Source organism: Rhodococcus sp. I2R, assembly GCF_020889545.1.
Taxonomy (GTDB): Bacteria; Actinomycetota; Actinomycetes; order Mycobacteriales; family Mycobacteriaceae; genus Rhodococcoides.
Map to the genome: position 1 here is coordinate 105016 of NZ_JAHUTG010000009.1, position 11994 is coordinate 117009.

The following is an 11994-nucleotide window of genomic DNA, read 5'->3' on the forward strand; positions in this document are numbered from 1 at the left end:
TTATGTTGTCACTTTCTCGCTGAGGGGTGGCTGATTGGACACGTCGGCGGCGAGTCGATCGGGATCGACGTCAGGACCCACCACGCGCCAGGGCGAGACCCAGCTCGCCGCAGCCAGTCGCCCGTAGACCTCGGCGGTGCGATTCTGCAAGGAACCATCACGCTCGTAGGCGTCGCGCGCACGTGTGGAATCTTCGATCTCACGCATTGCAGCACGTTCGGCCGCAAGCTCGATCGGTACGTCGAGCAGTATCTGCACGTCGGGCACAGGAACGCCGAACCGCTCGAATTCGAGCGTCTCGACCCACCCGACGGCCTCGCCGTCCTCGCTCTGGTGCAGCCGCGCCGCGGTGTAGGCCGCATTCGAAGCGACGTAGCGGTCCAGCAGAACAATGTCGTTGTCAGACAACAGTTTTCGAAGTTCAGACGCGGCATCGCGGCGATCCAAGGCGAACATCATCGCCATCGCGTGCACGCTCTGTGCCAAATCACCATGCTCACCGCGAAGTGCTTCGGCCGCGAGATCTGCGTGAATCGAGCGTTCGTACCGCGGAAACCCGATGCGGACGACATCGAGGCCGTCGCGTTCCCACGCCGAAACGAGTCGACGGGCGAGCGTGTTCTTGCCCGCGCCGTCGACTCCTTCGATCACGATCAACTTGCCCATGTGGTGTGCGCGTCGATCAGTAGCGGTAGTGCTCGGGCTTGTACGGGCCCTCCACGTCCACACCGATGTACTCGGCCTGTTCCTTGGTGAGCTTGGTGATGGTGCCGCCCAACGCTTCGACGTGGATACGCGCCACCTTCTCGTCCAGATGCTTGGGCAGGCGGTAGACCTCGTTGTCGTACTCGTCCGGCTTGGTCCACAGCTCGATCTGAGCGATGACCTGGTTGGAGAAGCTGTTGCTCATGACGAACGACGGGTGCCCAGTCGCGTTGCCGAGGTTGAGCAGACGGCCCTCCGACAACACGATGATCGAGTGCCCGTCGGGGAACTGGAATTCGTCGACCTGCGGCTTGATGTTGATTCGGACGACGTCCTTGGCCTTCTCCAGGCCGGCCATGTCGATCTCGTTGTCGAAGTGACCGATGTTGCCGAGGATTGCCTGATGCTTCATCCGCTTCATGTGCTCGAACGTGATGATGCCGAGGTTGCCGGTCGAGGTGATCACGATGTCGGCCTTTTCGATGAACTCCTCGACGGTGCGAACGTCGTACCCGTCCATGAGCGCCTGCAGCGCGTTGATCGGGTCGGCCTCGGTGACCGTCACGCGAGCACCCTGCCCCTTGAGCGCTTCGGCACTGCCCTTGCCGACGTCCCCGTATCCACAGACGAGCACGGCCTTGCCGCCGATGAGCACGTCGGTGCCGCGATTGATGCCGTCGATCAGCGAGTGGCGGGTGCCGTACTTGTTGTCGAACTTGCTCTTGGTGACCGAGTCGTTGACATTGATCGCCGGGAAGGTGAGTTCACCCGCCGCAGCGAACTGGTACAGACGCAGAACACCGGTGGTGGTCTCCTCCGTCACACCCTTGACCGAGGCAGCGATGTCCGTCCACTTGGTCTTCGACTCTTCGAGCGAGCGACGCAGCAGGCCAAGAAAGACCTTGTACTCGTCGGAGTCCTGGTCGTCGTCGGTGGGCGGCACGACGCCGGCCTTCTCGAATTGCGCACCGCGCAGCACCAGCATCGTGGCATCGCCGCCATCATCGAGAATCATGTTGGCAGCCTGCGGGGTTCCATCAACTGCGGCCGGCCAGGTGAGCATCTGCTCGGCGGCCCACCAGTACTCTTCGAGCGATTCGCCCTTCCACGCGAATACCGGCACACCCTTGGGTTCGTCCGGTGTGCCGTGTGGACCGACGACCACAGCCGCCGCGGCGTGATCCTGTGTGGAGAAAATGTTGCACGATGCCCACCGCACCTCGGCGCCGAGCGCAACGAGGGTTTCGATGAGCACTGCAGTCTGAACGGTCATGTGCAGCGACCCCGATACGCGTGCGCCCTTCAGCGGCAGCACCTCCGCGTATTCGCGACGAAGCGCGATCAGTCCGGGCATCTCGTGCTCGGCGAGGCGAATCTCCTTGCGGCCGAATTCGGCGAGCGACAGATCTGCGACCTTGAAGTCGATTCCACCGCGACGCTCCGCAGCGAGTGCCGATCCTGTGGCCGAACGATCGTCCGGCGTTACTGAGGTCGTCATCTTCCCTCTCCTGTATTTACATCGAAAATCCTGCACAAGGCTATCGGGTCGACGCAGGCAAAGCTCGCGCTACCTGTCCGCGCCCTGCAAACGCCGACGCGTACTTGTCCTCGATCGCGGCCCGCTTGCGCGGCAAGATGTTGGCACGAGTGACATCTCCGTCGTAGTGCGCAACGACCTTGGAGTCCATGAGGCGTCGCCACAACGGCGGAACGGCGGCGAGAAGAACCATCGTGGCGTATCCGGCAGGCAGTTGCGGAGCTTCGTCGCAACTGCGCAGCGTTTGGTAGCGCTTACCTGGATTCGCGTGATGATCGCTGTGCCGCTGCAAGTGATAGAGGAATATGTTGGTGCACAATCGGTCGCTGTTCCAGCTGTGTCGTGGTGAGCACCGCACATAGCGGCCGCGGTTGTTCTTCTCCCGCAGCAACCCGTAGTGCTCCACGTAGTTGACCGCCTCGAGCAGCAGAAACCCCACCACGGCCTGCACCGCGAGGTACGGAAGGATCTCCGGACCGAAGACGAGCGCGAGCGCTGCAAAGAGCGCGGAACTCATCAGCCAGGAATGCAGCAGATTGTTGCGGATGCTCCACCGATGGACCCCGCGCCGATCGAGGCGCTCGTGCTCGAGCTTCCACGCCGAACGTAGCCCGCCGACGACGCTGCGCGGAAGGAAGGACCAGAGGCTCTCCCCCAGCCGAGCGCTGGCGGGATCCGCGGGGGTGGCCACCCGCGCATGGTGTCCGCGATTGTGCTCGACGAAGAAGTGCCCGTAGAACGTCGGTGCCAGCGCCACTTTGGCCAACCAGCGTTCGTGCTCCTCGATCCGGTGGCCGAGCTCGTGCGCGGCGTTGATACCGGTACCCGCCACCAGACCGACCGTGACCGCCAGGCCCACCTTGTCGACGACGGTGAGCGTTCCGAACGCCCACATCCAGCAGGCGACCAGTAGGGCGATGAACTGAACCGGTAGGAAAAGGTAAGTACACCATCGATAGAAGCGGTCGTCCTGCATCTCTTCGAGGTCCGAGTCCGCCGGATTGTCTCCGTCTTCGCCGGCGAGGTAGTCGACCAGTGGAATGATCACGAAGAAGACCATGACACCGCTCCACCAAAAAATCGGCATGCCCGTCCAGAGCACCAGTTGCGACGGCAACAGAGCCGACGCGGGAGCGAGTAATCCCAACAGCCAGAGTGGACGCTTTCCGGACCGTCTTTTAGCGGCGTGTTCGATACATGCCTCCTGCTCCTCGGCAGTGGCTGCGTCCCCCGACACGCCGCCACCGGGATGTGCACCCCCGAGGTGGGGGCGACCGGCGCGCTACTCCCGCGAATGGCTGGACAGAACGCAGAGTTTGTTACTACGACTTTATATCAACTTCTCGATAGTTGGCACCAGCACCCCCGACGACGTACTAGGAGTGTGGTCGCATCGATCCAACGGTCGCGTCGAACACTTCTGCCTCACCCCAGCGGGCGTGCACGGTGACAGCGGGATCGGAAGCCGACACCCACATCGCCGCCCCCTGCTCGAGAATCGACACGCTTGCACCGCAGGAGAGTTCGACCCTGCCGCTGGTACACAGCACTATTCGAGGCCCCCTACGCACCAACTCGACCGAAGAACCGTCCTTCAGAACGGACCGCGAGAGCGCGAATTCGGGTGCCGGTGTCTCGTAGAGCGGCGGGGCTTCGCCGAAATCGACAACCGGCTCGAGAACGTCGACATCGGCAGGCCGAAAGTCCAGGACTCGAAGCAACTCCGGCACGTCCACGTGCTTCGGCGTCAGTCCGCCGCGCAGGACGTTGTCGGAGTTGGCCATGATTTCCACACCGGTACCTGAGAGGTACGCATGGAGATTTCCTGCGTTCAGATACAAACCCTGCCCTGGAGTCAGCGTGACTCGATTGAGCAGCAGTGCCGCCAACACCCCGGCATCGCCCGGATACGACTCGCCCAGTTCCAGCAATGTACGCGCCTCTGCGACAAATCGACTGCCGTCCTGGTGGGCGGTCGTAGACAGATAGCGAATACATCCCTCTGCCACCAGCGGCAACAGCGTGTCCAACGCAGGCCCAGGCAGCGTGATCCAGGAGGTGAACACTGTCCGCAAGCCTGCGTCGTCGGGTTGCTCGGCGAGCAGCGATCGATAGCCGGACAGTGCCTCGACGCCGAGCGAGTCGATGAATTCGACAGTCGGTCCGGGTGACCGAAAGCCCGCCAGTGCATGGAACTCGGTCAGGGCAACTATCAGTTCCGGTTTGTGCGAGCGGTCGCGGTAGTTACGCACAGGTGAATCGATCGGAACGCGGGCGGCATCCTCACGCGCGAAACCCTCTTGGGCTTGCGCCGAGCTCGGATGAGCCTGCAGTGACAGCGGCTCGCCGGCAGCAAGGAGCTTGAGCAGGAACGGCAGGCGGGAGCCGTACTGCTTCGCGATATCCGGGCCGAGCTCTCCGTCTGGATCTGCGTCGATCGCCCTGAGCAACGAACGTGTCCCCTCGTCCGATACGAGGTGCGCGGGATCGGCTGGGTGGGCGCCGAGCCAGATTTCTGCCTCGGGATGCTCCGACGGCACGGACCGACCCTGAAGCTGTGCGAGCGAAGTTCGAGATCCCCATGCGTACGACCTGACCGCACCGCGCAGCAGTTGCACTATTGACCACCCATCAGATGAAGGTATGCGGCAGATAGTTCCAGCCGCGTCGCCAGAATCGCCATGGACTCGACGTCGTCGAGTCCGCTTGCCGCGGAGTCTCCCGGGTCGTGGGAGGGGCTCGTGGCGTGGCCTGCATCCGACGTCGCCTGAGTCTGCGGGGGACTCGCAATCAACAAATCAACCTCAGGGAGCGCGGCAGTACGACGTTCGGCTTCGAAGGTACGCGCAGACGGGGCGAGTACGAGAACACGCACGCCGGCCTCCGGCCGAGGTCCATCGACCTGATCGTCGTGGAAGAACGGGTCGTAATCGGCCGGGCTTGCCGATCCCGTGTCCCTTACCGCAATCGCAGCTGCGACGACCTCGGATATCTCACCGGCCGCGGTCACTGCCCCGGCGGCACGGAGCATGATCTCACTGCTGTGTCGCGCGGTGTCCGTGCCTGCCGCACCGATACCGGTGAAGACGATACGTTTGCCCACCATCCGGGTCGCGACCGATTTCGCCGGATTGCGAAACACCTCGCGCAGTGGGTGATTCTGCGCGGCTTCGTCGTCGAGCCGATCGGCCAAACGACCCAGATCAGGAAGGGCCGAACCGTACACGCCGTCGGCAACAGCGCCCAGCACACAGATCCCGGCCGCTACGTAGCGCATCAACATGTTGTGCTCGCGCACTGCGATTCGGGGAGGAAGAAAAAACGCGCGACCGGCGGCCGCCGACCTCAACGGCCCCTCATCGGGAGTGACGAGAATCGTCTCGGCGCCTCGCCGGACCGCTGCAGCTGTCGACTCGGCCAGTCTCGGATCCCCCGCGTCGTCACCGGCGACGACGACCACGTCCAACGGTCCGACCCAGGGGGGTGTGACCGAAGCGCGAACAAGGGGAACGCCGATCCGCGGCGCCACCGCAGCGACCAGGAACGATGACGCCCGGCTCGAACGACCGGCCCCCGAGACGAACACCACGCTGCGCGGCCGGAGGTCACGAAGCCGATCTCCGACGACATCATCGAACGATGCCGCGCTCGCGCGGACTTGCGCGCCGGCAAGCGCAGCGCTGCGCAACGCACCATCGGAATCGGCGACGATGAGAGCATCGGCGTCGTCGAGATCGAGAACTGGCGACACAGTAGTCATGTCAGCGAGCCACCGTCCTTCCGTGCCGAGATCCTCCAGGTACGTAACATCCATCACGTGAGCCGTATACCCATCCTGGCGTCCACTATTCCAGGCGTGCTCGAACCACGCCCAATATCTCGGCGGTGAGGGACTCGACCTCGCCCGCCGTACGTGCTTCCACATTGAGCCGAAGCAGGGGTTCGGTGTTGGACGCCCGCAAATTGAACCAGGCGCCGTCCCCCAGATCCACCGTCACTCCGTCGAGCCTGTCGATCGACACGGTGCGATCGGAGAACGCGTCGACCACCGATGCGGTGCGCGCAGCCGCGTCGTCGACGGTGGAGTTGATTTCACCCGACGCCGAGTACGTTTCGTAGGATTTCATCAGCTCGGACAACGGCCGATCCTGGGATCCCAACGCGGCGAGTACGTGCAGCGCAGCCAACATCCCCGAATCCGCACCCCAGAAATCTCGGAAATAGTAGTGCGCTGAATGCTCGCCACCGAAGATCGCGCCGGTATCGGCCATTTGCTGCTTGATGAACGAGTGGCCGACTCTCGTGCGCACCGGTGTTCCTCCCAGCCTTGCCACCAACTCCGGCACGGCACGCGAGGTGATCAGATTGTGAATCACCGTTGCACCAGGCTCTTTGGCAAGTTCACGTTCGGCGACGAGACCCGTCACTGCCGACGGCGATACCGGGTCACCGTTCTCGTCCACCACGAAGCAACGATCGGCATCACCATCGAAGGCAAGGCCGATGTCCGCACCGGTCTCCCGCACGAACCGCTGCAGGTCCTTCAGATTCTCCGGGTCGAGCGGATTGGCCTCGTGATTGGGGAAAGTACCGTCGAGCTCGAAGTACAGCGGTTCCACCGTGACCGGCAGACCCTCGAAAACTGCGGGAACCGTGTGTCCACCCATCCCGTTGCCGGCGTCGACAGCAATCTTCACGCCGGACACCTGCGACAGGTCCACGAGGCTGCGAACGAACTCGGCGTATTCACCGAGCACGTCCCGCTCCGAGACCGAGCCCTTCGCGCCGTCGTGAACCGGCACTCCTGCCACGAGCTCAGCCTTGATGGTGGCCAAACCGGTGTCCTGGCCGACCGGCTTGGCCCCGGCACGACACAACTTGATGCCGTTGTATTTCGCCGGATTGTGGCTGGCCGTGAACATCGCACCCGGGCAATCGAGCAGGCCGGAGGCGAAGTAGAGCTGGTCGGTGGACGCGAGCCCGATGTGTACGACATCGAGGCCCTGCGAGGTCACTCCGTCGGCGAAAGCACGCGAGAGGTCGGGCGAGGACGCTCTCATGTCGTGGCCAACCACGACCTGTGACGCAGCCGTGCCGGAATCGCGTACCAAACGCGCGAAGGACGCTCCGACGTCACGGACGAACTCTGCATCGATCTGCTCACCCACCACCCCTCGTACGTCGTAGGCCTTGATGACGGCGTTGACGGATTCGGCAGTGCGTGCCACGAACGACTCCTCGGTTGGATGTGAATGAGACCTGACGCGGACGAACGGTTTTCGATGCGAAGACCGGTTGTGACATTCATCGTCCCCCGATAAGAATCTGTCACAGATAGTTGTGGTGGGCGCGACGACGATCACCTGATGTGACTGAAACGACGCCGGAACCGCTCAGAGGAGCGAAGGTACTGGACAAAGCTCCAACGCCCCGATTGCGCTCTCAGGCAGCATGGCGATCTCAGGAAGTGGGGTCGGGCAGTACTCGCAAGTGACCACGACGGCCGGTTCGTGCCGACGATGCTGGTCGGCGGTCACCATCTCGCGCCGAAGGCTGGCGGTGCTCGCGCGGCACTACGGAAACCGAGTGGTCGTCTCGTACTCGATCACCCCTGCCGGCTTCTCGAACTGCCTCGGCCAGAGCGGTCAGATCATCCTCGTCCGGCGAGGTCGTCGAGAACCCGCCTTCGTAGCGAACCAGTTCCCACCCTTTGGGCGCGGTGGTCGTGGATGCGTGCACTTCGCACAGATCCCACGAGTGCGGCTCGTCGACCGTGGCCAGCGGCCCCACGACGGCCGTCGAATCGGAGTAGACATACGTGAGCGTGGCGACGGCCGATCGGTTGCAGCCGGGCCTGCAGCATCCACGCAGTGATCTCACGCCCCAGAGACTATCCCCCCGGTCCGACAGCGAGCCGCTCGACACACCGCGGGCGGTCGGCGATAACCTCACGCCATGGCTCCGAGTGGTTCCCGACGCAGCACTACCTCCCGATCGGCCGCGCGGCGCGGACGCGATATCCGCGGTCCCGTACTTCCGAGCAGTGTGCCCGGTCACCGCTCGCGCGCGGACCGATTCGATCGCGCGGTCCTCGAAGCATTCGCACGAATCGACCATCGATGGCACGAGCGGCTCGAAAAACTGGACATAGCGGTCGACGAAGTTCCGAAGATCCGAGCCATCGACCCCGAGTCGGTGAACTGGCCACCTGAGGTCGTCGCGGAAGGACCTGTTCCCCTGTCACGACTCGTTCCGGCCGGGATCGACAAACGCGGTGAGACGACACGCGCTCGGATCGTGCTGTTCAGGCGACCACTACAACTGAGGGCGAAACACCGCGACGATCTGGAAGACCTTCTCTTCGAGGTTCTGGTGGAGCAGGTGGCGACATATCTGGGCGTCGACCCGGACGTGGTGGATCCTGCTATCGACGACGAGATGTAGGCGACACGCTCGGCAAAGACGAACGGATCAGACGATTCCGCGCTTGAGGCGGCGCCTCTCGCGTTCGGACAATCCGCCCCAGATACCGAATCGCTCGTCGTTGGCCAACGCGTATTCGAGGCACTCGTCCTTCACATCACATCCGAGGCAGATTCGCTTGGCCTCGCGGGTCGAGCCACCCTTCTCGGGAAAAAAGGCTTCAGGGTCGGTCTGCGCGCACAGGGCGCGCTCCTGCCACTGATCCTCGATTTCCTCGAACATCTGATCGAAGCCGGGAATGGCCATCAGCGTGGGCCTTTCGGCTTCGCGCAGTACGACAGCCAAGTGCTCCCCGTCGTCGATATCACCGTCGACATCATCGCTCACCTGGCCGACGCTCTCGTCGGGGACGAGGTCGAGCCCTCGACCTCCGACATATGCGGCCCCAGCATCGACCGGAACCGATGCATTCACGGGAGCCTCTTCGCCGACGCGCTGTGCTGCGCCTGCGTCGAAATCGGTCTGCGGCGCGTCGCTGACCGCGCTGAGGTGAGCAGGGGTTTCGCCCTGTCGTTCACGTATCACGTGCTGGTCGTACATCGCTTCCGCCTCCTCACCATTCGATAGCGCAGTAATCTTCGGTCGGTTCCGAATTCCGTGCCCCGCGCCGGAATTCAGTGTCATACACATATCCTCGATCTTCACTCCACGCTTCCGTGTTATGAAGATGCATGGGAACGCGTGTTCGAATCAAGGTTCACAGCAAGCGATCTCACTCGGTGACCATGGAATGACATACATGTGATTAGACACGCCCCGGTACGTCGCGGTCAAGCCGATGGACATTTTTCCAATACCATCTCTTGCCCCGAAAACAGCGCTCACCCCGGATTAGCGCCCGTCTCGTGCGTGTCGTGTCGAAAAAACTGCCCGAACAGCCGACGCGTTCGGTCTTCGCCGGGCGGCCGTCCACCGAACAGAGGAACAACATAGGCTTCGAACCTGTGAAAGTGACTGTATTGGTCGGTGGCGTCGGAGGCGCGCGATTCCTCCAAGGCCTGCAAGCCCTACTAGGATCCGACGGTGATATCACTGCTGTCGTCAACGTCGGTGACGACGTGTGGATGCACGGTCTGCGCATCTGCCCAGATCTCGACACCTGCATGTACACCCTCGGCGGCGGAATAGACACCGACCGCGGGTGGGGTCGAATCGCAGAAACCTGGCATGCTCGAGACGAACTCGCGGCGTACGGAGCCGACCCGGACTGGTTCGGTCTCGGCGATCGCGACATCGCCACCCACCTGATCCGGAGTCGAATGCTGCGTACCGGCTATCCGCTCTCTGCGGTGACCGAGGCGCTGTGCAACCGATGGAAACCCGGAGTGCGCTTGATTCCGGTGACCGACGACCGCAGCGAGACCCATGTCGTGGTGACCGATCCGGCCGATCCCAGCGGGGACAGCAAGCGAGCAATTCACTTCCAGGAGTGGTGGGTTCGGTACCGCGCCCAGCTCCCCACGCACAGCTTCGCCAATATCGGTGCCGAGCAGGCCAGCCCGGCACCCGGAGTGCTCGACGCCATCGCCGATTCCGACGCCGTCGTGCTCGCTCCCTCGAATCCGGTCGTGAGCATCGGAGCCATTCTCGCTGTGCCCGGTATCCGAAGCGCTCTACGAACCACCGCCGCGAGAGTTGTCGGCCTCTCCCCCGTCATCGACGGCAGGCCCCTACGCGGAATGGCCGACGAATGCCTGTCGGTCATCGGTGTCGAGACCTCGGCGGAAGCCATCGGACGCCACTACGGCGCGCGTTCGGATACCGGCATTCTCGACGGCTGGATGATTCATTCGACCGACGAGGCAACCATTCCCGGTGTCGAGGTTGTCAGCGCACCGTTGTTGATGACCGACACGGACGCAACCGCCGAAATGGCTGCTGCCGCTTTGCGGTCCGTCGGTCTGAACCTGTGAGCGCGCCGGTGCCGTCCGATCACGCACCGGGCACGAGCATCGAACTGCTCCCCATTGTGGGGCTCCCCGAGTTCCGTCCCGGGGACGATCTCGCCGCCGCCATCGCCGCATGCGCCCCGTGGATTCGCACCGACGACATCCTGGTGGTGACGAGCAAGGTCGTCTCCAAGGTGGAGGGCCGCCTCGTCGATGCACCGATCGATCCCGAAGCGAGGGACGCTGCTCGTCGTCTGCTCGTCGACCGCGAGGCCGTCCGTGTCGTCGCCCGAAAGGGCCGGACCCTCATCACCGAGAATCGACTCGGCATCGTGCAGGCCGCCTCGGGGATCGACGGATCGAACGTCGATCGCGCCGAACTCGCGCTGCTGCCGGAGGATCCCGATGCGAGCGCGCGTGCACTGCGAGCTGCCCTGGCCCGCTCGCTCGGCGTCGAGGTCGGTGTGGTGATCACCGACACCATGGGAAGGGCTTGGCGTATCGGTCAGACCGACGCTGCGATCGGCAGCGCCGGACTCGCCGTGGTGCACGCATACTCCGGGACCGAGGACAGTCAGGGCAACGAACTCGTCGTCACCGAGGTTGCCATTGCCGATGAGATCGCGGCGGCAGGCGACCTCGTCAAGGGAAAGCTCGGTTCCGTGCCGGTCGCCGTCGTCCGCGGCCTCCAGCCCGTCGACGACGGTTCGCGGGCACGCGATCTCGTGCGCCCCGGCGAGGAGGACCTGTTCTGGTTGGGCACCGAGGAATCGATTACCCGTGGCCGACGCGAAGCGGTATTGCTCCGCCGATCGGTACGTGCCTTCACCGACGATCCCGTCGACCCTGACGCCATCCGCAGCTCAGTCGCCGACGCCCTGACCGCCCCGGCCCCGCATCACACTCACCCGGTCCGCTTCGTGTGGGTGCGCACACAAGCAGTGCGGGCGCGGTTGCTGACGGCGATGCGGACGCAGTGGCGGGAGGATTTGCGGAGCGACGGGTGGTCCGAGGAACGCATCGAACGCCGGGTCGGCCGAGGAGACATTCTGTTCGACGCCCCCGAGGTGGTTATTCCGTTCTGCGTGCCCGACGGTGCGCACTCGTACGCCGACGAGCGCCGAACCAAGGCCGAGGAGACGATGTTCACGGTGGCCGCGGGAGCGGCCGTGCAGGCTCTGTTGGTCTCGCTCGCCGTCCGCGGACTCGGCAGTTGCTGGATCGGATCCACCATTTTCGTCTCGGACCTCGTCGGTGCCGAGCTGGGATTGCGTGCGGACTGGAAGGCGATGGGCGCCATAGCCATCGGACACCCCACTGGCGTTCTCGAACCGAGAACGCCCGGAGAAGCCGGCACCGGACTCGTGGAGATCTGAGCCT

The 11994-nt window shown here is 63.7% G+C and carries 11 protein-coding genes; 3 read left to right on the forward strand and 8 right to left on the reverse strand.

Annotated elements, in window-relative coordinates; all coding sequences use genetic code 11:
* The 7 genes from KVY23_RS11520 to KVY23_RS11550 form a co-directional block, all read right to left on the reverse strand.
* A complete protein-coding gene (locus KVY23_RS11520; RefSeq protein ID WP_075839795.1) occupies positions 1-666 on the reverse strand; it encodes a dTMP kinase in 666 nt (221 codons plus the stop codon).
* A gap of 16 nt (positions 667-682) precedes the next feature.
* Positions 683-2203, reverse strand: a complete 1521-nt coding sequence (gene ahcY, locus KVY23_RS11525) for an adenosylhomocysteinase (RefSeq protein WP_230556490.1) — start codon at positions 2201-2203, stop codon at positions 683-685.
* 40 nt (positions 2204-2243) lie between these two features.
* The gene (locus KVY23_RS11530) at positions 2244-3479 is read right to left on the reverse strand and encodes an alkane 1-monooxygenase (protein WP_371829788.1); all 1236 of its coding nucleotides are present in this window, start codon (positions 3477-3479) and stop codon (positions 2244-2246) included.
* A 139-nt stretch (positions 3480-3618) separates the two neighbouring features.
* A complete protein-coding gene (manA, locus tag KVY23_RS11535) occupies positions 3619-4860 on the reverse strand; it encodes a mannose-6-phosphate isomerase, class I (RefSeq protein ID WP_230556491.1) in 1242 nt (413 codons plus the stop codon).
* Positions 4860-6002: a tobH protein gene (locus KVY23_RS11540; protein WP_230556492.1), complete on the reverse strand. Its 1143-nt coding sequence runs from the start codon at positions 6000-6002 to the stop codon at positions 4860-4862. The genes manA and KVY23_RS11540 overlap by 1 nt, the downstream gene beginning before the upstream one ends.
* 85 nt (positions 6003-6087) lie before the next feature.
* The gene (locus KVY23_RS11545; RefSeq protein ID WP_230556493.1) at positions 6088-7470 is read right to left on the reverse strand and encodes a phosphomannomutase/phosphoglucomutase; all 1383 of its coding nucleotides are present in this window, start codon (positions 7468-7470) and stop codon (positions 6088-6090) included.
* 232 nt (positions 7471-7702) lie between these two features.
* Positions 7703-8122: a DUF3499 domain-containing protein gene (locus KVY23_RS11550; RefSeq protein ID WP_230556494.1), complete on the reverse strand. Its 420-nt coding sequence runs from the start codon at positions 8120-8122 to the stop codon at positions 7703-7705.
* 75 nt (positions 8123-8197) lie between these two features.
* Here KVY23_RS11550 and KVY23_RS11555 point away from each other — a divergent pair, with 75 nt between their 5' ends.
* Entirely contained in the window at positions 8198-8686 is a 489-nt protein-coding gene (locus KVY23_RS11555) for a metallopeptidase family protein (RefSeq protein WP_075839793.1), read from the forward strand.
* Positions 8687-8713: 27 nt separating this feature from the next.
* On the opposite strand, the gene KVY23_RS11560 is transcribed toward KVY23_RS11555, so the two are convergent.
* Positions 8714-8971: a WhiB family transcriptional regulator gene (locus KVY23_RS11560; RefSeq protein WP_075839816.1), complete on the reverse strand. Its 258-nt coding sequence runs from the start codon at positions 8969-8971 to the stop codon at positions 8714-8716.
* 698 nt (positions 8972-9669) lie between these two features.
* On the opposite strand from KVY23_RS11560, the gene cofD reads away from it, so the two are divergent.
* Both cofD and KVY23_RS11570 read left to right on the forward strand, forming a co-directional pair.
* On the forward strand, positions 9670-10638 hold the full coding sequence (gene cofD, locus KVY23_RS11565) for a 2-phospho-L-lactate transferase (protein ID WP_230556495.1): 969 nt from the start codon (positions 9670-9672) through the stop codon (positions 10636-10638).
* Positions 10635-11990 (forward strand): coenzyme F420-0:L-glutamate ligase, encoded by a 1356-nt coding sequence (locus KVY23_RS11570; protein ID WP_230556496.1) that lies wholly within the window; start codon positions 10635-10637, stop codon positions 11988-11990. Before cofD ends, KVY23_RS11570 begins: the two co-directional genes overlap by 4 nt.
* The last annotated feature ends 4 nt before the right edge of the window (positions 11991-11994 follow it).

Coding starts and splice junctions, on each gene's coding strand:
- KVY23_RS11540 (WP_230556492.1), bottom strand. CDS start 6,002: ATGACTACTGTGTCGCCAGTTCTCGATCTCGACGACGCCGATGCTCTC.
- ahcY (WP_230556490.1), bottom strand. CDS start 2,203: ATGACGACCTCAGTAACGCCGGACGATCGTTCGGCCACAGGATCGGCA.
- KVY23_RS11560 (WP_075839816.1), bottom strand. CDS start 8,971: ATGGCCATTCCCGGCTTCGATCAGATGTTCGAGGAAATCGAGGATCAG.
- KVY23_RS11520 (WP_075839795.1), bottom strand. CDS start 666: ATGGGCAAGTTGATCGTGATCGAAGGAGTCGACGGCGCGGGCAAGAAC.
- KVY23_RS11555 (WP_075839793.1), top strand. CDS start 8,198: ATGGCTCCGAGTGGTTCCCGACGCAGCACTACCTCCCGATCGGCCGCG.